This window comes from Mycobacterium sp. E3305 (genome assembly GCF_001666785.1).
GTDB lineage: Bacteria > Actinomycetota > Actinomycetes > Mycobacteriales > Mycobacteriaceae > Mycobacterium.
The window spans coordinates 1-25,284 of record NZ_LZJA01000023.1; the positions used below are offsets into that span (position 1 = coordinate 1).

The 25,284-nt window shown below is 69.6% G+C and carries 30 protein-coding genes; 6 read left to right on the plus strand and 24 right to left on the minus strand.

Going from position 1 to position 25,284, the window contains the following annotated elements:
• The first annotated feature begins 125 nt into the window (after nucleotides 1-125).
• Complete coding sequence (locus A5701_RS02395; protein ID WP_067748121.1) at nucleotides 126-545, plus strand: MarR family winged helix-turn-helix transcriptional regulator; 420 nt, start codon at nucleotides 126-128, stop codon at nucleotides 543-545.
• Nucleotides 546-552: 7 nt separating this feature from the next.
• Here A5701_RS02395 and A5701_RS02400 read toward each other — a convergent pair whose 3' ends face one another.
• From A5701_RS02400 to rpsB, 3 genes are read right to left on the minus strand one after another with little or no spacing between them, the layout of a single operon-like run.
• Nucleotides 553-1,959: an amidase gene (locus A5701_RS02400; protein ID WP_067748123.1), complete on the minus strand. Its 1,407-nt coding sequence runs from the start codon at nucleotides 1,957-1,959 to the stop codon at nucleotides 553-555.
• A gap of 31 nt (nucleotides 1,960-1,990) precedes the next feature.
• A complete protein-coding gene (tsf, locus tag A5701_RS02405) occupies nucleotides 1,991-2,806 on the minus strand; it encodes a translation elongation factor Ts (protein ID WP_067748125.1) in 816 nt (271 codons plus the stop codon).
• Nucleotides 2,807-2,816: 10 nt separating this feature from the next.
• Nucleotides 2,817-3,650, minus strand: coding sequence for a 30S ribosomal protein S2 (gene rpsB / locus A5701_RS02410; RefSeq protein WP_067748127.1), 834 nt, complete (start codon nucleotides 3,648-3,650; stop codon nucleotides 2,817-2,819).
• A gap of 273 nt (nucleotides 3,651-3,923) precedes the next feature.
• Here rpsB and A5701_RS02415 point away from each other — a divergent pair, with 273 nt between their 5' ends.
• Nucleotides 3,924-4,418, plus strand: a complete 495-nt coding sequence (locus A5701_RS02415; protein ID WP_067748130.1) for a M23 family metallopeptidase — start codon at nucleotides 3,924-3,926, stop codon at nucleotides 4,416-4,418.
• Nucleotides 4,419-4,526: 108 nt separating this feature from the next.
• Here A5701_RS02415 and A5701_RS02420 read toward each other — a convergent pair whose 3' ends face one another.
• Genes A5701_RS02420 through dprA form a run of 4 tightly spaced genes read right to left on the minus strand, consistent with a single transcriptional unit; the run spans nucleotide 4,527 to nucleotide 8,713 of the window.
• Entirely contained in the window at nucleotides 4,527-5,423 is an 897-nt protein-coding gene (locus A5701_RS02420; protein ID WP_067748132.1) for a tyrosine recombinase XerC, read from the minus strand.
• A gap of 33 nt (nucleotides 5,424-5,456) precedes the next feature.
• Nucleotides 5,457-6,620, minus strand: coding sequence for a lactate 2-monooxygenase (locus A5701_RS02425; RefSeq protein WP_067748134.1), 1,164 nt, complete (start codon nucleotides 6,618-6,620; stop codon nucleotides 5,457-5,459).
• Between the two features lie 42 nt (nucleotides 6,621-6,662).
• Nucleotides 6,663-7,514: a siderophore-interacting protein gene (locus A5701_RS02430; RefSeq protein ID WP_067748136.1), complete on the minus strand. Its 852-nt coding sequence runs from the start codon at nucleotides 7,512-7,514 to the stop codon at nucleotides 6,663-6,665.
• A gap of 32 nt (nucleotides 7,515-7,546) precedes the next feature.
• Nucleotides 7,547-8,713: a DNA-processing protein DprA gene (gene dprA, locus A5701_RS02435; protein WP_067748139.1), complete on the minus strand. Its 1,167-nt coding sequence runs from the start codon at nucleotides 8,711-8,713 to the stop codon at nucleotides 7,547-7,549.
• A gap of 113 nt (nucleotides 8,714-8,826) precedes the next feature.
• Here dprA and A5701_RS02440 point away from each other — a divergent pair, with 113 nt between their 5' ends.
• Nucleotides 8,827-9,102: a DUF4190 domain-containing protein gene (locus A5701_RS02440; protein WP_067748141.1), complete on the plus strand. Its 276-nt coding sequence runs from the start codon at nucleotides 8,827-8,829 to the stop codon at nucleotides 9,100-9,102.
• A gap of 14 nt (nucleotides 9,103-9,116) precedes the next feature.
• Here the strand turns inward: A5701_RS02440 and A5701_RS02445 are convergent, their stop codons facing one another.
• The 4 genes from A5701_RS02445 to A5701_RS02460 all read right to left on the minus strand — a co-directional run bounded on the left by A5701_RS02445 (nucleotide 9,117) and on the right by A5701_RS02460 (nucleotide 12,988).
• On the minus strand, nucleotides 9,117-10,628 hold the full coding sequence (locus tag A5701_RS02445; protein ID WP_067748143.1) for a YifB family Mg chelatase-like AAA ATPase: 1,512 nt from the start codon (nucleotides 10,626-10,628) through the stop codon (nucleotides 9,117-9,119).
• Entirely contained in the window at nucleotides 10,628-11,005 is a 378-nt protein-coding gene (locus A5701_RS02450; protein ID WP_067748206.1) for a YraN family protein, read from the minus strand. Before A5701_RS02450 ends, A5701_RS02445 begins: the two co-directional genes overlap by 1 nt.
• 113 nt (nucleotides 11,006-11,118) lie before the next feature.
• Complete coding sequence (gene fdhD / locus A5701_RS02455) at nucleotides 11,119-11,937, minus strand: formate dehydrogenase accessory sulfurtransferase FdhD (RefSeq protein WP_067748145.1); 819 nt, start codon at nucleotides 11,935-11,937, stop codon at nucleotides 11,119-11,121.
• Between the two features lie 70 nt (nucleotides 11,938-12,007).
• The gene (locus A5701_RS02460; RefSeq protein ID WP_067748147.1) at nucleotides 12,008-12,988 is read right to left on the minus strand and encodes an SDR family oxidoreductase; all 981 of its coding nucleotides are present in this window, start codon (nucleotides 12,986-12,988) and stop codon (nucleotides 12,008-12,010) included.
• A 270-nt stretch (nucleotides 12,989-13,258) separates the two neighbouring features.
• On the opposite strand from A5701_RS02460, the gene A5701_RS02465 reads away from it, so the two are divergent.
• Nucleotides 13,259-14,008, plus strand: coding sequence for a GAF and ANTAR domain-containing protein (locus tag A5701_RS02465; RefSeq protein ID WP_067748149.1), 750 nt, complete (start codon nucleotides 13,259-13,261; stop codon nucleotides 14,006-14,008).
• A 6-nt stretch (nucleotides 14,009-14,014) separates the two neighbouring features.
• Here the strand turns inward: A5701_RS02465 and A5701_RS02470 are convergent, their stop codons facing one another.
• From A5701_RS02470 to rplS, 4 genes are all read right to left on the minus strand, one after another.
• Nucleotides 14,015-14,320, minus strand: coding sequence for a DUF2469 domain-containing protein (locus tag A5701_RS02470; protein WP_007171389.1), 306 nt, complete (start codon nucleotides 14,318-14,320; stop codon nucleotides 14,015-14,017).
• Between the two features lie 4 nt (nucleotides 14,321-14,324).
• On the minus strand, nucleotides 14,325-15,119 hold the full coding sequence (locus tag A5701_RS02475; protein ID WP_067748151.1) for a ribonuclease HII: 795 nt from the start codon (nucleotides 15,117-15,119) through the stop codon (nucleotides 14,325-14,327).
• Between the two features lie 2 nt (nucleotides 15,120-15,121).
• On the minus strand, nucleotides 15,122-16,012 hold the full coding sequence (gene lepB, locus A5701_RS02480) for a signal peptidase I (RefSeq protein WP_067748152.1): 891 nt from the start codon (nucleotides 16,010-16,012) through the stop codon (nucleotides 15,122-15,124).
• 69 nt (nucleotides 16,013-16,081) lie between these two features.
• On the minus strand, nucleotides 16,082-16,423 hold the full coding sequence (gene rplS / locus A5701_RS02485; RefSeq protein ID WP_055403251.1) for a 50S ribosomal protein L19: 342 nt from the start codon (nucleotides 16,421-16,423) through the stop codon (nucleotides 16,082-16,084).
• A 354-nt stretch (nucleotides 16,424-16,777) separates the two neighbouring features.
• Between rplS and A5701_RS02490 the strand changes: the two genes are divergently transcribed.
• Nucleotides 16,778-17,746, plus strand: a complete 969-nt coding sequence (locus A5701_RS02490; protein WP_067748154.1) for a hypothetical protein — start codon at nucleotides 16,778-16,780, stop codon at nucleotides 17,744-17,746.
• Here A5701_RS02490 and trmD read toward each other — a convergent pair.
• From trmD to A5701_RS02515, 6 genes are all read right to left on the minus strand, one after another.
• The gene (gene trmD, locus A5701_RS02495; RefSeq protein ID WP_067748156.1) at nucleotides 17,743-18,438 is read right to left on the minus strand and encodes a tRNA (guanosine(37)-N1)-methyltransferase TrmD; all 696 of its coding nucleotides are present in this window, start codon (nucleotides 18,436-18,438) and stop codon (nucleotides 17,743-17,745) included. The two genes, A5701_RS02490 and trmD, sit on opposite strands and share 4 nt — an antisense overlap.
• Nucleotides 18,435-18,959: a ribosome maturation factor RimM gene (gene rimM, locus A5701_RS02500; RefSeq protein ID WP_067748158.1), complete on the minus strand. Its 525-nt coding sequence runs from the start codon at nucleotides 18,957-18,959 to the stop codon at nucleotides 18,435-18,437. The genes trmD and rimM overlap by 4 nt, the downstream gene beginning before the upstream one ends.
• Nucleotides 18,960-18,976: 17 nt before the next feature.
• Nucleotides 18,977-19,219, minus strand: a complete 243-nt coding sequence (locus A5701_RS02505) for an RNA-binding protein (RefSeq protein WP_003878715.1) — start codon at nucleotides 19,217-19,219, stop codon at nucleotides 18,977-18,979.
• Between the two features lie 7 nt (nucleotides 19,220-19,226).
• The gene (gene rpsP, locus A5701_RS02510) at nucleotides 19,227-19,751 is read right to left on the minus strand and encodes a 30S ribosomal protein S16 (protein WP_067748160.1); all 525 of its coding nucleotides are present in this window, start codon (nucleotides 19,749-19,751) and stop codon (nucleotides 19,227-19,229) included.
• Nucleotides 19,752-19,915: 164 nt separating this feature from the next.
• The gene (locus A5701_RS27180; protein WP_082950486.1) at nucleotides 19,916-20,197 is read right to left on the minus strand and encodes a hypothetical protein; all 282 of its coding nucleotides are present in this window, start codon (nucleotides 20,195-20,197) and stop codon (nucleotides 19,916-19,918) included.
• Nucleotides 20,198-20,283: 86 nt separating this feature from the next.
• Entirely contained in the window at nucleotides 20,284-20,703 is a 420-nt protein-coding gene (locus A5701_RS02515; protein WP_067748161.1) for a nuclear transport factor 2 family protein, read from the minus strand.
• A gap of 59 nt (nucleotides 20,704-20,762) precedes the next feature.
• Here A5701_RS02515 and A5701_RS02520 point away from each other — a divergent pair, with 59 nt between their 5' ends.
• On the plus strand, nucleotides 20,763-21,638 hold the full coding sequence (locus A5701_RS02520) for a D-alanyl-D-alanine carboxypeptidase family protein (protein WP_067748163.1): 876 nt from the start codon (nucleotides 20,763-20,765) through the stop codon (nucleotides 21,636-21,638).
• Here A5701_RS02520 and A5701_RS02525 read toward each other — a convergent pair.
• The 3 genes from A5701_RS02525 to A5701_RS02535 all read right to left on the minus strand — a co-directional run bounded on the left by A5701_RS02525 (nucleotide 21,633) and on the right by A5701_RS02535 (nucleotide 25,277).
• On the minus strand, nucleotides 21,633-22,235 hold the full coding sequence (locus A5701_RS02525; RefSeq protein ID WP_067748165.1) for a TetR/AcrR family transcriptional regulator: 603 nt from the start codon (nucleotides 22,233-22,235) through the stop codon (nucleotides 21,633-21,635). The genes A5701_RS02520 and A5701_RS02525 overlap by 6 nt on opposite strands.
• Before the next feature lies 1 nt (nucleotide 22,236).
• Nucleotides 22,237-24,039, minus strand: coding sequence for an amidohydrolase family protein (locus A5701_RS02530; RefSeq protein WP_067748208.1), 1,803 nt, complete (start codon nucleotides 24,037-24,039; stop codon nucleotides 22,237-22,239).
• Between the two features lie 158 nt (nucleotides 24,040-24,197).
• On the minus strand, nucleotides 24,198-25,277 hold the full coding sequence (locus tag A5701_RS02535; RefSeq protein ID WP_156669883.1) for an amidohydrolase family protein: 1,080 nt from the start codon (nucleotides 25,275-25,277) through the stop codon (nucleotides 24,198-24,200).
• Nucleotides 25,278-25,284 lie beyond the last annotated feature (7 nt).

Sequence of the window (25,284 nt, forward strand, 5' to 3'; positions counted from 1 at the left end):
GCACCCGAGGAGGATTCCATGCCGAAGACGACGAAAGGCGGCAAGCCGAAGAAGGACGAATTGCCGAGCACTTTGCGTCGCCGAACCCCGCCTCCCGCCGGGCGAAATATGTCAAGATGATTGACATGGTTCAGGCCGAAGATGCCCCGCTTGGTTACCTGCTCTACCGGGTGGCCAGTTTGCTGCGACCGGAGGTTTCCGCGGTGTTGGGCCCGCTGGGCCTGACGCTGCCCGAATTCGTCTGCCTACGAATGCTTTCCATCCTTCCGGGGATGTCGAGCGCCGAATTGTCTCGGCAGGCCGGCGTCACACCGCAGGCGATGAACACGGTGCTGCGCAAGCTGGAAGACATTGGCGCCGTGGCGCGCCCGACGTCGGTGTCCAGCGGCCGCGCGCTGCCCGCCACGCTCACCGGCCAGGGCCGCGCCCTGCTCAAACGCGCCGAAGGCGCGGTGCGGACCGCCGACGCCCGCATCCTGGCCAAGCTGACCGAGAGTCAGCAGCGCGAGTTCAAACGAATGCTCGACAAGCTCGGTTCCGACTGACCGGCGACTAAGCGGCTTGGATCCGGGCCCACGGCCGCGCCTCTTCGAGTTCGTGGGCCAGCTCGAGCAGTAGCGCCTCCTGGCCGATGTCGGCCGAGAACATCATGCCCACCGGCATGCCTTCGTCGGACTGGGCCAACGGAAGCGAGATCGCCGGCTCACCGGTGACGTTCTGCAGCGGGGTGAACGAGACCCAGTCGATCAGTCGCTCGATTACCTGGTGGTAATCGGTGGGTGCCAGATATCCGATGCGGGGCGTCTCGTCGGCGAGCGTCGGGGTCAGCACGACGTCGTAGGTGCCGAAGAATCTTGCGGTGCGCCTACGGATTCGGCGCAGGCGCATGATCGCCAGCGGCAGTCGGTGCATGTTGCGGGCGGTGTGGCGCTCCAGACCGAGGGTCAGGCTGTCCAGCCTGCTGCGGTCGAAGGTCGCGCCGAACATCCGGCGCCCCGTGCGGACCTGGGCCAGCGCCAGGAATCCCCAGTACAACACGAAGTCGTCGACAAAACTGGCCGGCACCGGGGGCTCTTCGAGGTATTCGACGCGGTGGCCGAGCTCCTCGAGAAGACCGGACGACTTCAGCGTGAGCTCGCGCACCTGCGGGCTGCAGTCCCGTTGCACCGAGCGGGTCAGCACGGCGATTCGCAGCCGCTGCCTGCCGGGACCGGTGACATCCCCGATCGGCGCCAGTTTCGGATTACGCCAGATGCGTTCGGCCTCCCGGTAGAACGCCGCGGTGTCGCGCACCGATCGAGTGACCACACCGTTGGCGACGATGCCCACCGGCATCCGGCGCAGGTGCGGGTCCAGCGGCAGCCGCCCACGCGACGGCTTCAGCCCGACGAGGCCGTTGCAGGCGGCGGGGATGCGGATGGATCCGCCTCCGTCATTGGCGTGGGCCATCGGCACCACGCCGGCGGCGACGAATGCCCCAGAGCCCGACGACGATGCGCCGGCACTGAAGTCGGTGTTCCACGGGTTGCGGACCGGCCCCAGCCGGGGGTGCTCGGCGGACGCGCTGAAACCGAATTCCGACAGCTGCGTTTTTCCCACGGGTGCCAGCCCGGTGGCCAGGAACAGCCGGGTGAACTCGCCGTCGGAGGTGGCATTCCACGGCGTCCACGCGTCGGTGCCGTGCATCGTCGGCTGGCCGGCGATGTCGACGTTGTCCTTGAGGAACGTCGGGACCCCGCTGAAGAAGCCGTCGGCAGGGCTGCCCGACGCGCTGTCCCTGGCCTGTTGAAAGGCCGCATACGCCAAACCGTTGAGCACCGGATCGACGGCCTCGGTGCGGGCGATCGCCGCCTCGACGACCTCCGCCCTGCTGACCCAGCCGGCCTGTATCGCGTGGGCGAGGCCGACCGCGTCGAGATCACCGAGGGCGTCGTCGCCGAACGCATGGACGTGTCGCATGAATCGACGCTAGCCCGCCTTCGCGCGGGACTTAGGCCTGGCCCACTTCGAAGCGCACGAACCGCGTCACCGTCACGCCGGCCTCGTCGAGCAGGGCCTTGACCGTCTTCTTGCTGTCGGACACCGACGGCTGCTCCAGCAGCACCGCGTCCTTGAAGAAACCGTTCAGCCGGCCTTCGACGATCTTGGGCAGCGCCTGCTCCGGCTTGCCCTCCGCCTTGGCCGTCTCCTCGGCGATACGGCGCTCGCTGGCCACGACGTCTTCAGGAACGTCCTCGCGGGACAGGAAGCGCGCCTTGAGGGCGGCGATCTGCAGCGCGACCGAGTGCGCGGCCTCGGAATCCGAGCCCTGGTACTCGACCAGGACGCCGACGGCGGGGGGCAAGTCGGCCGCCCGCTTGTGCAGGTAGGCCTCGACCGTCCCGTCGAAGTACGCGACGCGACGCAGCTCGAGCTTCTCGCCGATCTTCGCCGACAAGTCGGCGATGGCCTGCTCGACCGTGGAGTCGCCGGCCTTGGCGGCCTTCAGCGCGTCGACGTCGGTGGCCTTGGACTGGGCCGCGGCCGCGACGATGTCGTCGGCGAGCTTCTGGAACTCTGCGTTCTTGGCGACGAAGTCCGTCTCCGAGTTCAACTCGATCAGCGCGCCGCCCTGGGCGGCGACCAGGCCCTCGGCCGTGGCGCGTTCGGCGCGCTTGCCGACGTCCTTGGCGCCCTTGATGCGCAACGCTTCGACGGCCTTGTCGAAGTCGCCGTCGCTCTCGGCCAGCGCGTTCTTGCAGTCGAGCATGCCGGCGCCGGTGAGCTCACGAAGCTTCTTGACGTCGGCGGCGGTGAAGTTGGCCATGTCAGCCTTCCTATGAAGGGTCTGGTGTCGATTCGGGTGCGCCCGCAGCGGCGTCGGTGGGGGCGCTGGCAGCGGCGGAGGCCAGCAGTTCCTGCTCCCATTCGGGCAGCGGCTCGGCGGCCTCCGCCTCGGGCTTGCCGTCGCCGCGGCCGACCCCGGCGCGGGCCTGCAGGCCCTCGGCGACCGCGGAGGCGATCACCTTGGTCAGCAGCGCGGCCGAGCGGATGGCGTCGTCGTTGCCCGGGATCGGGTAGTCGACCTCGTCGGGGTCGCAGTTGGTGTCCAGGATCGCGATGACCGGGATGCCGAGCTTGCGGGCCTCGCCGACCGCGATGTGCTCCTTGTTGGTGTCGACGACCCAGATCGCCGACGGCACCTTGGCCATGTCGCGAATACCGCCGAGGCTGCGCTCCAGCTTGTTCTTCTCCCGGGTCAGCATCAAGATTTCCTTCTTGGTGCGGCCCTCGAAGCCACCGGTCTGCTCCATCGCCTCGAGCTCCTTGAGGCGCTGCAGCCGCTTGTGCACGGTGGAGAAGTTGGTGAGCATGCCGCCCAGCCAGCGCTGGTTCACGTACGGCATGCCGACGCGGGTGGCCTCGGCCGCAACCGATTCCTGCGCCTGCTTCTTGGTGCCGACGAACAGGACGGTGCCGCCGTGGGCGACGGTCTCCTTGACGAACTCGTACGCCTTATCGATGAAGGTCAGCGTCTGCTGCAGGTCGATGATGTAGATGCCGTTGCGGTCGGTGAAGATGAACCGCTTCATCTTGGGATTCCAGCGACGGGTCTGGTGCCCGAAGTGGGTGCCGCTGTCGAGCAGCTGCTTCATGGTTACGACGGCCATGCGTGTGCCTTACGTGTGTCGGTTGTCGCCCGGCATCGGGTGAAGCCGGGCCCTGGCGCCTGCTGCGATGCCGGACCTCGCCAGGAAACCCTGGCGGGGACCGCCCGGCACGCGGTGCGAACTCCTAGTGGAACGGGAGACGCGGGGCGGACGCGCGAAGTCAGCCCGCGAACGAGCTGCGACCAGCAGTTTACACGGACTCAGCTGGTGGTTTTGCACAGCACCGGCCGCACCTGAGTGGCGACGGCGCCGGTGGCCCACTCAACTGAGCCGATGCGACGGGTTTGGTGGCTGTTGGCGTGGCTGACGGTGCTCGGCGCGGCGCCGGCGGGTGCGGACGACGCCCGCCTGGACTGGCCGCTGCGCCCGCCGCCCGCCGTGGCCCGGGGGTTCGACGCCCCGTCCCCGGACTGGCGGCCGGGGCATCGGGGGGTGGACCTGCCCGGCGTCCCTGGTCAGCCGGTGTACGCGGCGGGCACCGCCACGGTGGTGTTCGCCGGTCAGCTGGCGGGGCGCCCGGTGGTGTCGCTGGCCCACCCCGGCGGGCTGCGCACCAGCTACGAGCCGGTCCGGGCGGCGGTGCGGGTCGGCCAGCCGGTGACGGCCCGGACCGTGATCGGCTCGCTCGAGCCCGGGCATGCCGGCTGCCGGGCGGCGGCCTGCCTGCACTGGGGCGCGATGTGGGGCCCGGCGTCCGGCGCCCATTACGTCGATCCGCTGGGCCTGGTGAAATCGACGCCGATCCGGCTCAAGCCGCTGCGGGGCTGAGCGTGCGGGCCGTGCCCCCAGCCACACCCGTCTCCGGCCGGAGGGCGGACCCTCGTGCCTCGGGGCTTCCCGGCGCCGGGGCGGAAGTGACGCCCGGGAATCGCCGGCTCACGCCCGCGGGTGGGCCTGATCGTGCACCGCCCGCAACCGGGAGACGGCGACGTGGGTGTAGAGCTGGGTCGTCGCCAGGCTGGAATGGCCGAGTAGCTCCTGCACGACCCGCAGGTCGGCCCCACCTTCCAGCAGATGCGTCGCCGCGCTGTGCCGCAGCCCGTGCGGGCCCAGGTCGGGGGCGCCGTCCACCGCGGCGACCGTCTGGTGCACCACCGTGCGGGCCTGGCGCACGTCGAGCCGGCGGCCCCGCGCGCCCAGCAACAGCGCCGGACCGGACTCAGCGGTCACCAGGGCCGGGCGGCCCTCGTCGAGCCAGGCGCGCAGCGCCTCGGCGGCCGGCATCCCGAACGGCACGGTGCGCTGCTTGTTGCCCTTGCCGAGCACCCGCACCAGCCGATAACCGGTGTCCACGTCGTCGATGTCCAGGCCGCACAGCTCGCTCACCCGAATCCCGGTGGCGTACAACATCTCGACGATCAACCGGTCCCGCAACGCCATCGGATCACCTTGTTGGGCACCCGATTTCGCGGCGGCCATCGCGTCGAGCGCCTGATCTTGGCGCAGCACTGCCGGCAGCGTGCGGTGCGCCTTGGGCACCTGCAGCCGCGCCGCCGGGTCCCCGGCCAACAGGCCACGCCGCGCGGCCCACGCGGTGAACGCCTTGACCGCCGACGTGCGACGGGCCAGCGTCGTGCGCGCCGCTCCCGCCGTGGCCGAGGCGGACAGCCAGGAGCGCAGGAGCGGCAGGCTCAGCCCGTCCAGCGCGGCGCCGCGGCTCTCGAGGAACGTCAGCAGCGAGCGCAGGTCACCGAGGTAGGCCCGGCGGGTGTGCGCCGAGCGGCCGCATTGCAGCGACAGGTATTCGTCGAATTCCTCGAGGATGGCCTCCACGCCTGCAACGTTCGCAGGAGCCGGGGACCCGGTTCAGTCGACGCGCCGAAGCGTGTCCGGGGTGAGATCTTTCAGTGTCGGATAGCCGTCGACCGCCATGATCAGGTCCGCTTCGGCCAGCAGCGAACGCAGCACGTGGACGACGCCGTCGACGCCGCCCAATGCCAGGCCGTACGCGTACGGCCTGCCGATCCCCACCGCGGTCGCGCCCAGCGCCAGCGCCTTGACGATGTCGGCGCCGCTGCGGATGCCCGAGTCGAACAGCACCGGCAGCCCGTCGGCCGCCTCGATCACCCCGGGCAGGCAGTCCAGCGCCGGCAGGCCGCCGTTGGCCTGGCGTCCGCCGTGCGTCGAGCAATAAATACCGTCGACGCCGCCGTCCCTGGCGCGTCGGGCGTCGTCGGGATGGCAGATGCCCTTGACGATGAGCGGCAGCTTGGTCAGCGACCGCAGCCAGGGCAGGTCGGCCCACGTCAACGGATTGCCGAAGGTCGTAATCCACTGCAGCACAGTGGCCTGCGGGTCTTCCTCGGGCGGGCGTGCCAGGCCGGCGCGAAAGACCGGGTCGCTGGTGTAGTTGGCCAAGCAGTGCCCGCGCAATTGCGGAAAATTCGCCGTGCTGAGGTCGCGCGGACGCCAGCCGGGAACCCAGGTGTCCAGCGTGACGATGATGCCCCGGTAGCCGGCGGCCTCGGCCCGCTGCACCAGGCTCGCGGCGAGCTCGCGGTTCTTGGGCGTGTACAGCTGGAAAAAGCCGGGCGTGTCGCCGAACTGGGCGGCGACGTCTTCCAGTGGGTCGGCGGTCAGGGTGGAAACGACCATCGGGACACCGGTGGCCGCCGCGGCGCGCGCGGTGGCCAGGTCGCCATGGCCGTCTTGAGCGCAGATGCCGATGACGCCGATCGGGGCCATGAACACCGGCGACGGCAGCGTCAGGCCGAACATCTCGACCGACAGGTCACGCTCGGCGGCGCCGACGAACATCCGCGGCATCAAGCCCCGGCGGTCGAATGCCTCGCGATTGGCCCGTTGGGTGCGCTCGTCGCCGGCGCCACCCGTGACGTAGGACCACACCGACGGCGACATCGCCCGTTCCGCCCGGGCCTCCAGCTCCGCGAAGGCCATCGGCAGCGCGGGCGCGACCCCGCCCAGACCCTGGAAGTAGATCTCGTTCTGGTAATCGCCGAAATGCGCCATGGAAGTAGAGGATGCCAGCCGGCGATCGGACCGACGAACCCGCTACGAAGCCCCGGCCTCGGCCTCGGCCAGTTCCTTCTTCCATTGCCGGAAGGTCTCTTCGGTGCGGCCGCGCCGCCAGTAGCCCGAGATGGACGACGCCCACTTCGCGTCAACGCCGCGCTCCTTGCGGATGTAGGGCCGCAGATTGTGCATGACGCTTTGCGCCTCGCCGTGGACGAACACGTGCACCCGCCCGGGCAGCCACGGCGTGGTGGTGACGGCCTCGATCAGCGGGGCGTGGTCGCCTGCGCGGTCCTCGGGGACCAGGTCGGCCCGGCCGCCGCGATAAACCCAATGCACCTCGACGCCTTCCGGCGCCGTCAGGGGAATCTCGTCTTCCTGGCCCGCCACCTCGATGAACGCCTTGCCGACGGCGCTGGGTGGCAGCGCTTCCAGGGCGACGGCGATCGCCGGCAGCGCCGATTCGTCACCGGCCAGCAGATGCCAATCGGCGGCCGGATCGGGGGTGTAGGCACCGCCGGGACCCATCAGGAAGATCCGCTGGCCGGGCTGCGCCGCGGCCGCCCACTGGCCCGCGATCCCGTGCTCGCCGTGCGTGACGATGTTCAACGTGAGCTGACCGGCGGCGCTGTCGACGCGGCGGACCGTCATGGTCCGAACCGACGGCCGCTTCTCGGGCGGCAGGCCGGCGAAGCTGTCGAGGGTCAACGGCTGCGGCAAGTCCGCGACGTCGACGTCGTCGGCGACGAACGCCAGCTTGACGTAGGAGTCGGTGAATTTGCTGGGCACGAAGGCGTCGAAGTCCTTGCTGCCCAGCACGACCGCGACCATGTGCGGTGTGAGCTCCTTGGTATCGACAACCTCGAAGCGTTGCAGAGGTCGACCCGCCACTTGTCCTCCTGTCCCCGCCCGACCCCCGTCGACTATACGAGCCGCGGCGTCGACGCAGCTCGGCCGCTCGAGGCCCGGGGAAGTCGCCACTTGCCCTCCTGACGACACACCAACCCGGCCAGCTCGAGCATGGCCAGCGGCCCCAACACCCGCTCGGGCGCCAGCCCCGACGCAATCGCAAGCTGTTCGACGGTTGCGGCGCCGCGGCCCGGCAGCGCCTCGTACACCCGGCGTTCGCCGTCACTCAGCCCGTCGAGCTCGGTCGCCGGGCGCGGTTCCTCGGCGGCCAGCTCCCCGATGCGGCCGATGAGCTCGACGATGTGGTCGGCCCGGGTGACCAGCTCGGCGCCGTCGCGCAGCAGCGCGTGGCAGCCGGCCGACGCCGACGACGTCACGGGCCCGGGCACCGCCGCGACCACCCGCCCCAGCGCCCGCGCCCACGCGGCGGTGTTGGCCGCTCCGCTGCGCAGCCCCGCTTCGACCACCACCGCGGCCCCCGCGACGGCGGCCACCAGTCGGTTGCGGGTCAGGAATCGGTGGCGCGCGGGCCGAACGCCCGGCGGGTATTCGGTGAAGAGCAACCCGTGTTGGCCCACGCGATGCAGCAACGTGGTGTGGCCGCTCGGATACGGGATGTCGAGTCCCCCGGCGAGGACGGCCACGGTGACGCCGTCAGCATTGAGCACCGCCCGGTGCGCGGCCCCGTCGATGCCGTAGGCGCCGCCGGAGACGACGGCCACCTCGCGTTGCACCAGCCCGACCGCCAAGTCCTCGGCGACCTGCTCGCCATATGCCGTCGCGGCCCGGGTGCCCACCACGGCGGCAGCCCTGTGCGCCACCTCGTCGAGCCGGATCGGACCTTGCGCCCACAACACCATCGGGGCCGCGCCGCGCGCTCTGCCCGAGGCGCCGCCGAACGCGGCAAATGCCAGCAGCGGCCACTCGTCGTCGTCGGGCGTGATCAACCGTCCCCCGCGGCGGGCGAGCAGCTCGAGGTCGGCCGCGGCGCAGTCGATTTCGCGCCTCGCCTCCGTGTGCCGCGCTAGATCGTCGTCGACCACGCCGCGGCGCACCCGGTCGGCCGCCTCTACCGGGCCGACGGACCGCACCAGGGTGGCCAGCCCGGCACAGGGCGGCTCGGCCACCCTGGACAGGTACGCCCAGGCGCGCAGCGCCGGATCGTCGACCGCCGTCAGCATTGGGGCGCTGCGGCTTCCAAGAATCCGCCAAGGATTCGTTTAGCCCCATACGCGAATGTGTTGTCGTCGACCCCCATTCGCCATCGCGCGGCCGGCAACGAACGGAGCAAACAATGATCGTCTGCTCGCCGACCCAGCTCGCGGCGCCCGCTCGCCCGGTAAACCCTTGGGCGATCGCGGCGTTCGCGCTGAGCCTGGTCAGCTGGTGCGGCCTGCCCATCCCGATCCTGAGCGGCGTCCTCGCGTTCGTCGCGCTGCGTGACATGGAACAGCGCGGCGAGCGCGGCCGCGCGATGGCGCAGTTCGCCCGGGCGTTCGCCATCCTGGTGACCGTCGCGATAGCGGTCCGCGGCGGGCACAACGACTGGCTGACCAAGGCGTACTGGTGATTTGCGGTCGGCGCTCATCGCTGCGCCCCCGGCTGACGGAAGCTGAGCGCGGCGGCGACCTCCTCGGGCCCGGGCGATACCCCGCCGGCGAGATCGGTCAGGCTCCACGCGACCCGCAGCGTCCGGTCCAGGCCCCGGATGCTGAGCGCACCACGGTCCAGGGCCTTCTGCAGCGGAGTCATCGCCGCGTTGCCGGGGCGGAACTTTCGGCGCAACAGCGCCCCGCTCACTTCGGCGTTGGTCCGAAATCCATACGGTGACCACCGCTGGGCCGCGGCCGCGCGGGCCTGGGCCACCCGGAGCCGAACCTGTGCCGTCGATTCGGCTTCGCCGCCGGAGAACGCGCCCGCGCGCACCGAGTGCATCTGCACCCGCAGGTCCACCCGGTCGAGCAGTGGACCGGACAGCTTGCCGAGGTAGCGGCGCTTGGCCGCGGCCGCACAGATGCAGTCCTGCGGATCGGCGGGTGCGCAGGGGCACAGGTTGGCCGCCAGCACCAGCTGAAACCGCGCGGGGTAGCAGGCGACACCGTCGCGCCGCGCGAGACGAATCTCCCCATCCTCCAAGGGAGTTCGCAAGGCTTCCAGCGCGCTGACACTGATCTCTGCGCATTCGTCCAGGAAGAGCACACCGCGATGCGCGCGGCTGACGGCGCCGGGGCGCGCCATGCCCGAGCCGCCGCCGACGAGCGCCGCGACGCTGGAGCTGTGATGCGGCGCCACGAACGGCGGCGCGGTGATCAGCGGCGTCTCCCCCGACAGCAGCCCGGCCACCGAATGGATCGCGGTGACCTCGAGCGACTCGCTCTCCGAGAGCGGCGGCAGCAGACCCGGGAGCCGCTGGGCCAGCATGGTTTTGCCGACGCCCGGCGGCCCGGTGAGCATGAGGTGGTGCGACCCGGCGGCCGCCACCTCCACCGCGAACCGCGCCTGGGTCTGCCCGACCACATCGGCCAGATCCACCGAGGGTTCCGGCGGGGTGGCCGTCGTGGTGATGCGGTGGTGCAGGGCGATGGACCCGGCGAGCCATTTCTGCAGCTGCCGCAACGTCCGCACGCCCCAGACGTCGATGCCGTCGACAAGGCTGGCCTCGGCCAGGTTGTCGACCGGGACGACGACGGCAGGCCAGCCGTCGCGCTTGGCGGCCAACACCGCCGGCAGCACACCGCGCACGGGGCGCACCCGGCCGTCCAGCGACAACTCGCCCAGCAGCACCGTCTTCTCGAGGCGGTCCCACGGGTTCTTTCGCTGCGCCGACAGGACGGCCGCGGCCAGGGCAATGTCGTAGACCGACCCCATTTTGGGCAGCGTCGCCGGCGAGAGCGCGAGCGTGAGCCGCGCCATCGGCCAGTCGTTGCCGCAGTTGGTGACCGCGGCCCTGACCCGGTCACGGGATTCCTGCAGTGCGGCGTCGGGCAGACCCACCAGATGAACGCCCGGCAGTCCGGAGGTGATGTCGGCTTCGATTTCCACGATCTGTCCATCCACTCCGCGGACGGCGACCGAGAACGCGCGGCCGAGCGCCATCAGCCGATCCCTTGCAGATGGGTGATTTCGGGCGTCCGCCGGCGCCCGATCCGCACCCGGATCACGTCGATGCGCAGCGCCGCCCAGCGCGTGTCCTGGCCCGCCAGCCACAGCCCGGCCAGGCGGCGCAGCCGACGGACCTTTCGCTCGGTGACCGCGTACGCCAGCCCGCCGTAGCCGTCGCCGGTACGGGTCTTCACCTCGACGAACACCACAGTGCGGGTGGCGTCGTCGCAGGCGATGACGTCTAGTTCGCCGTAGCGGCAACGCCAGTTGCGTTGCAGAACACGCAATCCCGCCCTCGCCAGATGGTCAACCGCGAGCGCCTCACCGAGCGCTCCGAGCTGGATCCGGGTCATAGTCGTTTCGGTCGTCATGCCGGCAACTGTGCGGGCCGGCCCCGACACGGCGGGCCACTGCGGCGCGTGTGAGCCGTCCACGCGGCCGGTTATCCCCAGTGCCGCGCTCATCCACAGTCGGCCGACACCGTCTAGCCGATGCGATCGGCCCTGGTGTAGATGTTCATCGAGTCCTCGCGCAGGAAGGCGACCAATGTGATGCCCGACTCCTCGGCCAACGACACGGCCAGCGACGACGGCGCCGACACGGCGGCCAGCACCGGAATCCCGGCCAGCACCGCTTTTTGCGTCAACTCGAAGGAGGCCCGCCCACTGACCAGCAGGACCGAGCCGGCCAGCGGCACTCGCCGCTGCTCCAGCGCCCAGCCGATGACCTTGTCCACGGCGTTGTGCCTGCCGACGTCCTCGCGCACCGCGAACATCGTCCCGTCGACCCCGAACAGCGCGGCCGCGTGCAGCCCGCCGGTGCTGTCGAAAACCTTTTGCGCGGAACGGAGTTGGCCCGGCATCGCTTCAAGTGTGGCCGCCGCGACAGTCGCCGGATCCGCCCCGGGGGCGAAACGACCGATCACCCGCACCGCATCCAGCGACGCCTTGCCGCACACTCCGCACGAGGAGGTGGTGTAGAAGTTTCGGGTCACGTCGAGGGTGGGTGCCGCGACGCCGGCGGCCAAGGTCACGTCCAGGACGTTGTAGGTGTTCGTGCCGTCGACGGCACCGCCGCAATAGCGGATGCTCTGCACGTCGTCGCGGCCGGCGATGATGCCCTCGGTGAGCAGAAAGCCTTGAGCCAATTCGAAATCCGCCCCCGGCGTGCGCATGGTCACGGTGACCGCCGCGCCGTTCACCCGGATCTCGAGCGGCTCCTCGACGACCAGCGTCTCCGGCCGGGTGATCGCTTCGCCGGCAGCCAGGTGCGTCACCCTCCGGCGCGCAGTTACGTGCCGCACGAGGCGATTTCACCGTCGGCGGGTATTGCGGCGGAGCGCTGAGAACTCACGCAGCAAAACTACCCCGGCCTCATAGCGCCGAGGCCAGCGCGGTCAGGGTTTCCGCCGAGGTGTGGACCGGCCGCCAGCCGAGTTGGGTGCGCGCCTTCGTGGTGTCCATGACCATCGACGTGCGCGCGGTGTGGAGCCATTCCAGCATGGACGGGACGAGCGGCACCCGCGAAAGCGCCGCCGACGCCGCGGAGGCTGCGACGGCGGGAACCCGGACCGGGCGCCCACCCAGCGCCCTGGCCACGTCGGCGACCGTGACGACACCGTCGCCGGCGATGTTGTACGCCCCGGGGGGCGCCGGCGTGGTGGCCGCCAACGCGATCGCGCTCGCGACGTCGTCGTGGTGCACCAGCTGCAGCGGGTAGCCCGGGTCCGGGACGACCGGCTTCAAAATCGGCACCGCCTTGACCACTGCGCGCATCGGGCCGGGCAGTTGGTTCCACGGCATCGCATCGGCCAGGGCGGTGGCGTTGGGGCCGGCGACGATGCACGGCCGCAACACGAAGACCTCCAGCGGCGAGTCCTTGGTGATCTCGCCGAGCAGGGCCTCGCACGCCGCCTTCTGCTCGGAGTAATAGTGCTCTTCGGACCCCCGCGCCGGCACGTCCTCGGTCAGCGGGTCGGGGTTGTCGCGGTGATATCCATAGGCCGCCACCGAGGACGTGTACACCAGGCGCCTGGGCCGCTCGCTGGCGACCGTCGCCTCGAACACGTTGCGGGTGCCCTGCAGGTTGATGCGGGCGCTCTCTTCCCGCGATCCCATGATGATGAAGGCCAGGTGGATCACCACGTCGGTCTGGGCCACCAGGGCGTCGACGGCCTCGCGGTCCAGGATGTCGCCCTGCTGGTAGGTGGTCTTCTGCCAGCCGCGCGAAGACGGGTCGAACGGGCGGCGGGCCATCCCGATGATGGCGTCCACGGCCGGTTCGCGCTCCAGCGCCGTCACCGCCGACATCCCGATCTCGCCGGTCGGCCCGGTCACCGCGACGGTAATTCCCACCCCAACGCTTTTTCCCGTCGGTGGCCCGCCGAAACCAGGGGTGGGAAACGTCACCCAGACCATCTCGCCCGGTGGCGCAAATCGTGAGCGCCGGACGCGCGGGTACCCGTATTGTCGGCGAACGATTCTGGCGGTCCGCGCACCGGCGGGCCGGGCGCGTGCAATTCGTCGCAATCGCGCCGAACAGCGTGTGAGGCGCGCCCGCAAGACCGATAATCTACGGCGATCGAACGCGGGGTCAGAGTGCATTGCACAGGGAATGAGGCACACATGGGGGACGAATCGACGGCCGCAGGCCGACCGACGCCCGGCGGGGAGAAGGCCGACCCCGGGACCGTCTTCGCCGCGCTGGCCGAGATCATCTACCAGGGCTCGGACGCCGGTCAGATGTACGCGGCCATCTGCGTCGCCGCCACCCTGATCGTCCCCGGTTGCGATCACGCCAGCCTCTTGGTGCGCGACGGCGACAGCTATGTCACCGTCGGCGCGAGCGACCGGTTGGCCCAGCAGGTCGACGAGCTGGAACGGCGTTCGGGCGACGGGCCGTGCATCGACGCGATCGAGGAGGAAACCCCACAGATCGACCCGGACCTCAGGACGCCGTCGCTGTGGCCCAAGCTGGCGAAGGTGCTGGTGGCGGAGACCCCGGTGCGCGGGGCGATGGGTTTTCGGCTGCTGGTGGACAAACGCAAAGCGGCCGCGCTGAACCTCTTCAGCGACACCGCAGGTGTGTTCGACTCCGAGGCGGCCGGGCGTGCGGCGGTGCTCGCCTCGTTCGCCAGCGTGGCCATCAACGCGGTCGCCAAGGGTGAGGACGCGAGCAGCCTGCGCCGGGGACTGCTGAGCAACCGCGAGATCGGCAAGGCGGTCGGCATGCTGATGCTGCTGCACGACATGACCGAGGACCAGGCGTTCGAACTGCTGCGCCGCCATTCCCAGTCGCTGAACATCAAGCTGGCCGACGTGGCGCGGGTCGTCATCGAGAGGCGCGGCCAGCTGCCGCCCCCGGAAGAAGGCTAGGCCCGGCTACTCGGGCAGCCGCAGCTCGGGCTTTTCCACCTCTTCGATGTTGACGTCCTTGAACGTCACCACCCGTACCTGCTTGACGAACCGGGCCGGCCGGTACATGTCCCACACCCAGGCGTCGGACAGCCGGAGTTCGAAATACACCTCGCCGTCGGCGTTGCGCGGCACCATCTCGACGCTGTTGGCCAGGTAGAACCGCCGCTCGGTTTCCACGACGTAGCTGAACTGTCCGACGATGTCTTTGTATTCGCGGTATAGCGAGAGCTCCATCTCGGTTTCGTACTTTTCGAGATCCTCGGCACTCATCTGTTCAGACGTCCTTCTCGGAGAAACACTTCCCCGGCGTTCCGCCCAGGGAATCCTGGTCCCATCTTTCCTCACCGATATCCGCCGCGCGCGGGCGGAGGTCCGGTCTGCATTCGGCCACCACGCGGCCACCCGACCCTTGTGACCCTATGGCCACCCGCCGAACGTTGATGAACGAATGGCGGTGTTCGGGGCAGGGCCCCAGCTGCGTCAGCGCCACGCTGTGCGCCGGCGTGCCGTAGCCCTTGTGCTCGGCGAAGCCGTAACCCGGGTGGTCGGCGTCCATGGCGACCATCAGCCGGTCCCGGCTCACCTTCGCCAGCACGCTGGCCGCGGCGATGCAGGCCGCCACCGCGTCGCCCCCGATCACCGGAAGCGACGGCACCGGCAGCCCGGGGACGCGGAATCCGTCGCTCAGCACGTAGCCGGGTCGCACCGCCAGGCCCGCGACGGCGCGGCGCATGCCCTCGATGTTCGCGACGTGCACGCCGCGCCGGTCCACCTCGGCCGGCGGGATGAACACCACGTGGTAGGCCAGCGCGTAGCGACGGATCAGCGGGAACAACCTCTCCCGCGCGGCCTCGGTCAGCTTTTTCGAATCATCAAGTGCTGCAAGGCTTTCCAGCCGCCCCGGGCCAAGCACACAGGCGGCCACCACCAGCGGGCCGGCGCAGGCGCCGCGACCGACTTCGTCCACGCCCGCGACCGGGCCCAACCCGCTGCGGTACAGGGCGGATTCCAGGGTGCGCAATCCCGACGATTTGCGGATCACCGTCCGCGGCGGCCACGTCGTGGCCATGGCTACTGATGCTGTTGCGGGTTCACTGAAGACACGCCGCCCCAGCGCCCCGGTGGCCACACGATGAACCTCGCCTTGCCGATCACGTTGGACACCGGCACGGTCCCCGACGTCGGGTCGCCCGTGCACAACACGCCCTTGAGCGCCTCGGCCGGAACGCTGGTGCAGTGGGCGCGGGAGTCCGCCGAGTGCGTCCGGTTGTCGCCCATCACCCACAGCCGCCCTTGCGGCACGGTGACCGGCCCGAACTCGCTGCCCAGGCACGGGTACACCGACGGGTCGGCCATCATGGTGGCCGGATCCAGGTAGGGCTCCTTGAGCGGCTTGCCGTCGACCGTCAACCCGGTGTCGGCGCGGCACTGCACCGTCTGCCCGCCGACCGCGATGACCCGCTTGACCAAGTCGTTCTCGTCGGGAGGCACGAAGCCGATGAAGGACAGCGCGTCCTGCGCCCAGCGCAGCACGGTGTTGTTGGACCGGATCGACTTGTAGCCGAGGTTCCACGACGGCGGCCCCTTGAAGACGATGACGTCGCCGGGGCGCGGCGGGTCGAAGCGATAGGTGACCTTGTCGACCATGATCCGGTCGCCGACGCAGCCGGCGCAGCCGTGCAACGTCGGCTCCATCGACTCCGACGGGATCAGGTAGGGCCGCGCCACGAAGGTCAGCATCACGTAATAGAGCGCCACCGCAATGACCGCCAGCAGGGCGAATTCCCGCAGGGCGGATCGCTTGGTGCGCTCCGGAGCATCCGGGTCGGGCGCGTCCGCGGGTTCGGGAATCGATTGGGCGGCGTTCGGCGCCTCGCCTTCGGGCGGGTCCGGGATGCGGGTGGAGACCTTCGGCTCTGACTGGGCGGACTGGGGCTCAGATGAGTCCGTGGGATCGGTCACGAGATCAGAGTAGCCAGCGCAGATTGTGGCGCTGTAAACCGACCGGGACTGCCGCCCGGCCGTCCCAGCTCAGCGCTTTTCCTTGATCTTGGCCTTCTTGCCGCGGAGCTCGCGCAGGTAGTACAGCTTGGCGCGGCGGACATCGCCACGGGTCACCACCTCGATGTGGTCGATGTTCGGCGAATGCACCGGGAAGGTCCGCTCGACGCCGACGCCATAGCTTTCCTTGCGCACGGTGAACGTCTCGCGGACTCCGCCACCCTGCCGGCGGATCACCACGCCCTTGAACACCTGGATGCGCTCCTTGGCGCCCTCGATGACCTTGACGTGCACGTTGATGGTGTCGCCCGGGCCGAAAACCGGGATGTCGTCGCGCAGCGACGCTTGGTCGACGAAGTCCAGGCGGTTCATCTTGAGAAGGCACTTCCTTGCGGTCGCGGCCTGCGGGGACAGCCCTCACCTGGGGTGTGAGGCGGTCGCCAAGCCGATGGTTTTGGGCAACTTGCGCGTATCTCGCAGCAGGCGGGAAGCGGCCCGGCCGGCCGGCAACCGCTGGAGACAACTGGTCAATTGTGCCAGACGGGGCGCTTGCCATGAAAATCACAGCTTCCGAGGCGGTTCACAGCGAGCCGAACACGCTGGTGAATGGTACATATGACTGGGGCCAGAACGCGCTACCGGACCATGCGTGACGGCCGGATCAGGTGGCGCGACGCGGCCCGCGCTTGTGCACTTCGGTGCGTCCGAGCCAGTCGGAGGAGAGGAATGCGCGTTCGGCCGCTGACTTTGTTCACCGCCACAGCGGCGGTGGCGTTGGTGGTGGCCGCCGGTTGCGAGGCGAAGGTACAGGCCAAGGTCTACAACTTCCCGGTGTACGTCACCCCCGACCGCGGCCTGCGTCAGCCGCCGCCACAGAGGGCGCAGCTGATGCTCGAGGCGGTCAAGCCAACGCAGCAGGAGCAGCAGCCGGCCAGCGCGGGGCCCGTCGGACTCCAGGCGCGGGTGCAGCAGGCGACGGACGAAGCCGCAGCCAGCGGCGCCGCTTTGTCGGTGGCGATCCTCGATCGCAAGACGCATCAGCTGGTCTCCACCGGCAACAGCCAGGTCATCGGCACCGCGTCGGTGGCCAAACTGTTCATCGCCGACGACCTGCTGCTCCACGAATCCGAGGGCAAGGCCGCGCTGAGCGCCGACGACCGCCAGGCGTTGGACATCATGTTGCAGTCCTCCGACGACGGCGCAGCCGAGCGGTTCTGGGCCCAGGGCGGCCAGAATGCGATCATCACCGCGGTCGCGGCCCGCTACGGCCTGGCGTCGACCACGCCGCCCGGCGACGGACGCTGGTGGAACACCATGAGCACCACGACCGACCTTGTCCGCTACTACGAGATGCTGCTGGACGGGTCCGGCGGGCTGCCGCCGGACAAGGCGAAGCTCATCGTCGACGACCTGGCCCAGTCCACCCCGAACGGGCTCGACGGCTATCCGCAGCGCTTCGGCATCCCGGAGGGGTTGTACGCCGAACCGGTGGCGGTCAAGCAGGGCTGGATGTGCTGCATCGGCAGCGACTGGATGCACCTGTCGACCGGCGTGATCGGCGCGGACCGTCGTTACATCATGGTGGTGCAGTCCCTGCAGCCCGCCGACGACGCCACCGCCCGCGAGACCATCACCCGGGCGGTCAAGACGATATTTCCCGAAGGCCGGATCGACCCGCTGCGGCGCGGCCTCTAATCGGAGGGGTCCAGCAGCTCGGGGCGCCGTTCCCGCGTGCGTTGCAGCGAAACCTCCCGCCGCCAGGCCTCGACCCGCGCGTGGTCGCCGGATAGCAAGACCTCGGGAACGTCGAGCCCGCGCCAGCTCGGCGGGCGGGTGTAGCTGGGGCCCTCGAGCAGCCGGTCCAGGGCCGGCGAATGCGAATCCTGCAGGTGCGAGACGGGGTTACCGAGCACTCCGTCGAGCAGGCGCACCACGGATTCGATCATCACCACGGCCGCCGACTCCCCACCCGGCAGGACGTAGTCGCCGATCGAGACCTCCTCGACCCGCATCCGTCGGCCGGCATCCTCGACGACCCGCTGGTCGATACCCTCGTAGCGACCGCACGCGAACACCAGGTGCTCCTCGGCGCTCCACCGCTGGGCGTCGGCCTGCGTGAACAACGAGCCGGCTGGTGTCGGAACGACCAAAACGGTTCGCTCGGAACAGATTTCGTCCAGAGCTTCGCCCCACACCGGCGCCTTCATCACCATCCCGGGACCGCCGCCGTAGGGCGCGTCGTCGACCGAACGGTGCACGTCGTGCGTCCACCTCCGCAGGTCGTGAACCCGCAGGTCGACCAGGCCCGAACCAATCGCCTTGCCCGGCAACGATTGCCGCAGCGGGTCGAGGAAGGCGGGAAAGATGGTGACGACGTCGATTCTCATGCCAGATCCAGTAGGCCCTCGGGTGGATCGATCTCCACGGCACCGTCGTCGAGTGACACCGACGTGACGATCGCGCCGACGAACGGCACCAACACTTCCCCGCCGTCGCCCCGGCGCACCGCCAACAGCTCGCCGCCGGCGGTGTGCAGCACCTCGGCGACGACACCGACGTCCTGTCCGGTCACGGTCCGGACGTGCAGGCCCTCGAGCTGGTGGTCGTAGTAGGTGTCCGGCTCGTCGATGGGCGGCAGGTCATCGGAGTCGACGACGAACAGGGTTCCCCGCAGCGCGTCGGCGGAGTCCCGGTCGGTCACCCCGGCCAAACGCAACAGCAGCCGCCCACCGTGCTCACGCACACTCTCGACGACGAAGTCGCGTTCACCGCCGCCACCGCGGGATGACCTGCCGCGCAAGGTATTACCGGGCGCGAAGCGCGAGCCGGGGTCGTCGGTGCGGATCTCGACGACGACCTCGCCGCCGATGCCGTGCGCTTTCGCGACGCGCCCGACGGTCAACTCCAACGGAGTTCCATGAGCGGCTACTGGTCGGTGTCCACCACGTCGACGCGGATGCCGCGGCCACCGATACCGGCGACCAGCGTGCGCAGGGCGGTCGCGGTGCGGCCGCCACGACCGATCACCTTGCCCAGGTCGTCGGGATGGACGTGGACCTCGACAGTTCGCCCGCGGCGGCTGGTCACCATGTCCACCCGGACGTCGTCGGGGTTGTCGACGATCCCGCGAACCAGGTGCTCGACCGCGTCAACGACGACCGTGCTCATCGCCGCGTCAGCTTTCTGCGCTCGACTCGGCCTGCTCGCCGCCCTCGGCGGCCGTCTCGGCCGGCGCGGCTTCAGCAGGAGCCTCCGGCGCGGCGGCCTCGGGCGCGGCGGCCTCCGGCTCGGCGGCCTTCGCCGCCTTCTTCGCCGGCGCCTTCTTCTTCGGCTTCGCGGCCTCGGTGGTCGGGCCGCCCTCGGCCTCGGCCAGCGCTGCGTTGAACAGCTCGAGCTTGCTCGGCTTGGGCGGGGCCACCTTCAACCGGCCCTCGGCGCCCGGCAGACCCTTGAACTTCTGCCAGTCGCCGGTGATCTTCAACAGCTTGAGGACGGGCTCGGTGGGCTGAGCGCCCACGGACAGCCAGTACTGGGCGCGCTCGGAGTTGATCTCGATGAGGCTCGGGTCTTCCTTCGGGTGGTAGCGACCGATGACCTCGATGGAGCGACCGTCGCGCCGCGTCCGTGCATCGGCGACGGCGATGCGGTACTGGGGATTGCGGATCTTGCCAAGCCGGGTGAGCTTGATCTTCACAGCCATGGTTAAGCGAGTTCTCCTGTGTTTGTCACGCTGCAATTCAGCAACCGGGGCGGGATGCCCGGGTCCGGTTTTGCCTCGAGTGTGATGACCGGAACGCGATCGTGATCGCGCCGCGGACAGCCGCCCATTGTGCCAGACAGCCGTGCCCAAGCAGAAATTTGCGCTCAGTCGTCGATGTGCGTGGGTGGGTTACTGAATTCGAAACCCCATGGATGCAGGTCAGGACCCATCATGTCGCAGCGTGTGGCGCCGCGGGAACCCGACCCACCATAGGCGGAGTAGAACACCACGCAGCGTTGCCAGTTGCCGTCCGGATCAACCGGTCCGTCACACCTACTGACGGACAACCCGCCATACAGGCAGCCGGCGCCGGCGGGCGGCGCCAAGACGATCGAAGCTCCGCCCAGCAGTCCCGCCGCCAGCCCTACTAAAAAGGATCGTTTCATGATCGTGTGCCCAGTTCAGCCGTCGATGCTGCGCCTCATGGTGCCTCCCGTAGCGAAATGGCTGAGCCGGCTCAATCTTGCCGCGTCTACATGACCTTCTGGAACACCTTGGACTCGGCCCGCCGGGTCATCCGCCAGCCTTCGGGCGTGCGGACGAACTCGTCGTCGTACCAGAGCCCGCAGAACAGCACCTGATCCTTGTCACCCCCGAGCACCATCGGGTTGAAACAGATCACCCGCGACGAAGCCTTGTCGCCGTCGATTTGCACCGAGAAGTTGCCCAGCATGTGCGCGTACACCGGGAAGTTCGGCAGCACCTCCGACAGCCACTTCTTGACCTCGGGATAGCGGCCCTCGATGCCGCCGAGGGCGGTGTAGTCGATGTACGCGTCTTCGGTGAAGACCCTGTCCAGGTCGTCGAAGCGACGGTTGTCGATCGCGGTGGAGTAGTCCACCAGCAGCTGCTGGATCTCTAAGCGGTCGGAAATCTCGGCCAGGCTCAACATGCATCGGACAGTAGACGAAAATCGTCGCCGAAAAGGCCAGGAAGTTAGACTTTCGGCCCATGCGCAAGGTCATGGCCGCAGCAGCGGCCCTGCTGACGGTCGGGGCGTGCAATGCCACCGTCCCCACGTCCTGGGCAGACAGCATGCAGCCGGTCGGCTCGATGCCGATACCGGACGGCCCGGCCCAGACCTGGATCGTCGCCGACCTGGACAGCGGTCAGGTGCTTGCCGGCCGCGACCAGAATGTGGCCCACCCGCCGGCGAGCACCATCAAGGTGCTGTTGGCGTTGGTGACCTTGGACCAGGTGAGCCTGGATTCCACCGTGGTCGCCGATACCGCCGACACCCAGGTGGAGTGCAACTGCGTCGGCGTCAAACCGGGCCACCTCTACACCGCGCGCCAGCTCCTGGACGGCCTGCTGCTCGTCTCGGGCAACGACGCGGCCAACACGCTGGCGCACATGCTGGGCGGACCCGACGCCACGGTCGCCAAGATGAACGCCAAGGCGGCCTCCCTCGGCGCAACCAGCACCCACGCCGCGACGCCGTCCGGCCTCGACGGGCCAGGCGGATCCGGGTCCTCGACGGCGCACGACCTGGCCGTCATCTTCCGCGCCGCGATGGCCAATCCGGTGTTCGCACAGATCACCGCCGAGCCGTCCGCGATGTTCCCCGGCGATCACGGGGATCAGCCGATCGTCAACCAGGACGAGCTGTTGCAGCGCTACCCCGGCGCGATCGGCGGCAAGACCGGGTTCACCGACGCCGCGCGCAAGACCTTCGTCGGCGCGGCGGCGCGCGGTGGCCGGCGGCTGGTCATAGCCATGATGTACGGCCTGGTGAAAGCCGGCGGCCCGAGCTACTGGGACCAGGCCGCGACGCTGTTCGACTGGGGATTCGCGCTCAACCCGGAGTCCGGCATCGGCTCGCTATAGGTCCGCGCCCGGCGCCGCCGCGGACAGCAGCGTCATCAGCATCGGGATCCGTTGCTCGGCGATCTGCGGCTGCGGCAGCACCCCCTCCACCACGGCGGCCCCGTCGAACACGTTGGTCAGCACCGCCACCAGAACCGGGAACGTCTCCTCGGGAAAGCTCTCGGCGCCGGGCAGGGTGCGGGCCGCCTCCAGAATCTTCGTGGAGTATTGCCGCAGCTCGTTTTGCAAAGTGTCCCTGAGCTTTTCGTCGGTCCGCGCGGCGACCAGCAGCTCGTAGAGCACCGCGTTGCTGGGGGCGGCCGTGACGTCGCGCAGGATCGCCAGCGCGGCTTCGAGCGCCGGCCGATCGGGCGGTATCTCGGCGACCCGTTTGGTGAACGTCTCGAGCTGACGGCGCAACATCTCGGACGCGGTGGCCGCCATCAAATCGCCCATCGTCTCGAAGTGCCGGAACAGGGCACCCACGGACACCCCCGCCCGCTTGGTGATCACGGCGGCCGACGCCCGGGCGTACCCGACCTCGATGATGGTGTCGATGCAGGCGTCGAGAAGCCGGCCCACCGTCTCCTCACGACGCTGCTGTTGGGTTCTGGCCACGTCAGGCCCCGATTTTCGCGGGGCTCTGGCCCCGGTGACGCTGGCCCGCACGCAAGTAGCGGCCCGACTTCACGGTCTGGCCGTAGCCCTCGCGGAACCGGCCCGCGCGGAAGACCACGGCACCGCCCACGCCCGTCGCGACGACGGCGTCGTCGTTGCGGTTGACCATCCGCCGCAAGCCGCCGTAGAAGGGCACCTCCTCCTCGTAGTAGCCCTCGACCGCCTCGTTCAGGCCGGCCGGGTCGATCACCACGAAGTCCGCACGGTCGCCCTCGCGCAGCGTGCCGGCGTCGATGCCGAACCACTCCCCCAGTTCGCCGGTCAGGCGATGCACCGCGTGTTCGGTCGACATGAACGGCGCGCCGGCCCGGTGGGCGTCCCGGGCGCGTTTGAGCAGCTTCAGCGGGAAGTTGTAGAAGGCCATGTTGCGCAGGTGCGCGCCGGCGTCCGAGAAGCCCATGTGGACGCTGCCCTCCTTGGCGAGCGCGTCGAGCAGCTTGGGGCGATGGTTGGCGACGATCGTGGTCCAGCGGACATTGCGTTCGCCGTTCTCGACCAGCACGTCGAGGAATGCGTCGAGCGGGTGCAGCTTGCGCTCGTCGGCGATGGCGCCAAAGCTCTTGCCTATCAACGATTTGTCGGGGCACTCGACGATGACCGCGTCGTGGAAGTCGCGGTGCCACAGCGATGGGCCGAGTTTGATGCGGTCGAATTCGCGCCGGAACTGGCGCCGATATTCCTTGTCCGCCAGTAAATCGTTGCGCTGCAACTGGTCCCGCAGGTGCAGCGCGGCCGTCCCGGCGCCGAACTCTTCGAAGACCGGCAGGTCGATCCCGTCGGAGTACAGCTCGAAGGGCACCGGCAGATGCTGGAAACGGACGCTGGCGCCAAGGATCTTGTTGAGCAGGCGCGTCCCCGGGCCGAAGACGTATACCGACAGCGGCATCGACTTGGCGTCGGCGGATACCAACATGCTCATGCGAACGCCCTTGCCCCGATTGAAGATCCGGCTGCTGGCGAGGAAGAAGAGCATCCCGGTGGCCGGCTTGGCCACGTTGGGGGCGCTCTGCAGGATGCGGCCGCGCTTGCGCAGTACCTTGATCAGCCTGCGCCGCTCGCGCCAGGTCGCGAAGGTGGACGGCAGCGCCCGCGACCGGAAGCGTTCACCGTCGAGCTTGTCGATGGCCGCGTCCATGCCCGACATGCCGAGCACCCCGGCGTCGAGCGCCTCGTCGAGCAGGCTTGCCATCCGCTCGACTTCGGCGTCGGTGGGCCGCACGGCGGCGTCGGTGGCCCGGCCGAGGCCCATCACCGCGGCCCGCAGGTCCGAATGGCCAAGCAGCGAGCCGATATTCGGGCCGAGCGGCAGGTCGTCGATCGCCTTGATGTATTCCGCCGCCGAGGACCAGGTCTTGTTCTCCAAAGCGCCGTAGACGTATTCGCGGGGCACGGCCTCCACGCGGCTGAACAGGTCGGCGGCGTCCTCGGAGTCGGCGTACACGGTGGACAGCGAGCAGTTCCCGAGCAACACGGTGGTGACGCCGTGGCGCACGGACTCCCGCAGGCCAGGGTCCAGCAACACCTCGGCGTCGTAGTGGGTGTGCACGTCGATGAAGCCGGGCACCACCCACTTGCCCGCCGCGTCGATCACCTCGGGGCAACCCGTCTCGTCAATCGGGCCGTCCGACACCGTGGCCACCACGCCGTCGCGGATGCCCAGCGTGCGGGTCTGCGGTGCACCGCCGGTGCCGTCGAACCACAGCCCGTCGCGAATGATCACGTCGTACGCCACTTTTGCCTCCAGTCGTCGTGTGAAACAGACCGTAACATAGATAGCAAGTACTCGCAATCTTTTCTGCGCTTCGGCGTGGCGCGCCCCTGACCAGGGCCGACGCGAACTCGGCAACGGGCATCCGGCCCGCGGTAGGCCACGCGGACACAGTCCTCGCGGCCGCGCGGGGGTTACGCCGAAGGGGGGAAAACCTTGCCGCGCAGGATCACCAAGTCGGGCCGGCGCAGCACGTCAGCGCCCGATCGCGGGTCGTCGGAATAGCACAGCAGGTCCGCGGACGCGCCGTGATCGAGGCCGGGGCGTCCCAGCCACCGGCGGGCTTCCCAGCACGCCGAGCCCAGGGCCTGGGTCGGGCTCATCCCGATGCCCTTGAGCGCCTCGACCTCGTCGGCGATGCGCCCGGGCGCGACCATGGTGCCCGCGTCACTGCCTGCGTAGATCGGCACGCCGGCGTCGCGGGCCGCGGCGAGCCGCCCCGGGCCGCGGGCATGCAGGTCGCGCATGTGGGCGGCGTAGGTCGGGTACTTCGCGGCGGCGGCGTTCGCGATGCCGGGAAAATTCTCGACGATGTTGACCAGCGTGGGAACCAGGACGGTGCCGCGCTCGACCATCAGCTCGATGGTGTCGTCGGTCAGGCCGGTGCCGTGCTCGATGCAGTCGATGCCGGCGTTGATCAGGCCGGGCAGCGCGTCCTCGCTGAAGACGTGCGCCGTGACACGGGCGCCGTGGGCGTGCGCCGTCTCGATCGCGGCCTTGAGCACGTCGTCGGACCACAGCGGGGCGAGGTCGCCGACGCTGCGATCGATCCAGTCGCCGACCAGCTTGATCCAGCCGTCCCCGCGGCGCGCCTCTTGCGCGACCGCCTCGGGCAGCTGCGACTCGTCTTCCAGTTCGCGCGAGAAGCCGGCCGCGTAGCGCTTGGGCCTGGCCAGATGTTTCCCGGCCCGGATGATGCGGGGCAGGTCGTCGTGGTCGTCGAGGCTGCGGGTGTCGGTGGGTGAGCCGCAGTCTCGCAACAGCAGCGCACCGACGTCGCGTTCGATTTCGGCTTGGGCGATCGCGTCGTCGAGCGGGATCTCGCCGTGCTCACCGAGGCCGACGTGGCAGTGCGCGTCGACCAGGCCGGGCAGGATCCAGCCGCCGTCGAAGACGGTGTCGGCGCCGGCGACCGGTTCGGCGCTGATCCGGCCGTCGACGATCCAGAGCTCGGTCGGCGTCTCGTCGGGCAGCCCGACACCTCGCACGTGCATGCGCACG

Excerpts from the sequence above, each read along its gene's own strand:
- A5701_RS02395 (WP_067748121.1), top strand. The coding sequence starts at position 126 with ATGGTTCAGGCCGAAGATGCCCCGCTTGGTTACCTGCTCTACCGGGTG.
- A5701_RS02400 (WP_067748123.1), bottom strand. The coding sequence starts at position 1,959 with ATGCGACACGTCCATGCGTTCGGCGACGACGCCCTCGGTGATCTCGAC.
- tsf (WP_067748125.1), bottom strand. The coding sequence starts at position 2,806 with ATGGCCAACTTCACCGCCGCCGACGTCAAGAAGCTTCGTGAGCTCACC.
- rpsB (WP_067748127.1), bottom strand. The coding sequence starts at position 3,650 with ATGGCCGTCGTAACCATGAAGCAGCTGCTCGACAGCGGCACCCACTTC.
- A5701_RS02415 (WP_067748130.1), top strand. The coding sequence starts at position 3,924 with ATGCGACGGGTTTGGTGGCTGTTGGCGTGGCTGACGGTGCTCGGCGCG.
- A5701_RS02425 (WP_067748134.1), bottom strand. The coding sequence starts at position 6,620 with ATGGCGCATTTCGGCGATTACCAGAACGAGATCTACTTCCAGGGTCTG.
- dprA (WP_067748139.1), bottom strand. The coding sequence starts at position 8,713 with ATGCTGACGGCGGTCGACGATCCGGCGCTGCGCGCCTGGGCGTACCTG.
- A5701_RS02440 (WP_067748141.1), top strand. The coding sequence starts at position 8,827 with ATGATCGTCTGCTCGCCGACCCAGCTCGCGGCGCCCGCTCGCCCGGTA.
- A5701_RS02445 (WP_067748143.1), bottom strand. The coding sequence starts at position 10,628 with ATGGCGCTCGGCCGCGCGTTCTCGGTCGCCGTCCGCGGAGTGGATGGA.
- A5701_RS02450 (WP_067748206.1), bottom strand. The coding sequence starts at position 11,005 with ATGACGACCGAAACGACTATGACCCGGATCCAGCTCGGAGCGCTCGGT.
- A5701_RS02465 (WP_067748149.1), top strand. The coding sequence starts at position 13,259 with ATGGGGGACGAATCGACGGCCGCAGGCCGACCGACGCCCGGCGGGGAG.
- A5701_RS02470 (WP_007171389.1), bottom strand. The coding sequence starts at position 14,320 with ATGAGTGCCGAGGATCTCGAAAAGTACGAAACCGAGATGGAGCTCTCG.
- A5701_RS02475 (WP_067748151.1), bottom strand. The coding sequence starts at position 15,119 with ATGGCCACGACGTGGCCGCCGCGGACGGTGATCCGCAAATCGTCGGGA.
- rplS (WP_055403251.1), bottom strand. The coding sequence starts at position 16,423 with ATGAACCGCCTGGACTTCGTCGACCAAGCGTCGCTGCGCGACGACATC.
- A5701_RS02490 (WP_067748154.1), top strand. The coding sequence starts at position 16,778 with ATGCGCGTTCGGCCGCTGACTTTGTTCACCGCCACAGCGGCGGTGGCG.
- trmD (WP_067748156.1), bottom strand. The coding sequence starts at position 18,438 with ATGAGAATCGACGTCGTCACCATCTTTCCCGCCTTCCTCGACCCGCTG.
- A5701_RS02505 (WP_003878715.1), bottom strand. The coding sequence starts at position 19,219 with ATGAGCACGGTCGTCGTTGACGCGGTCGAGCACCTGGTTCGCGGGATC.
- rpsP (WP_067748160.1), bottom strand. The coding sequence starts at position 19,751 with ATGGCTGTGAAGATCAAGCTCACCCGGCTTGGCAAGATCCGCAATCCC.
- A5701_RS27180 (WP_082950486.1), bottom strand. The coding sequence starts at position 20,197 with ATGAAACGATCCTTTTTAGTAGGGCTGGCGGCGGGACTGCTGGGCGGA.
- A5701_RS02515 (WP_067748161.1), bottom strand. The coding sequence starts at position 20,703 with ATGTTGAGCCTGGCCGAGATTTCCGACCGCTTAGAGATCCAGCAGCTG.
- A5701_RS02520 (WP_067748163.1), top strand. The coding sequence starts at position 20,763 with ATGCGCAAGGTCATGGCCGCAGCAGCGGCCCTGCTGACGGTCGGGGCG.
- A5701_RS02535 (WP_156669883.1), bottom strand. The coding sequence starts at position 25,277 with ATGCACGTGCGAGGTGTCGGGCTGCCCGACGAGACGCCGACCGAGCTC.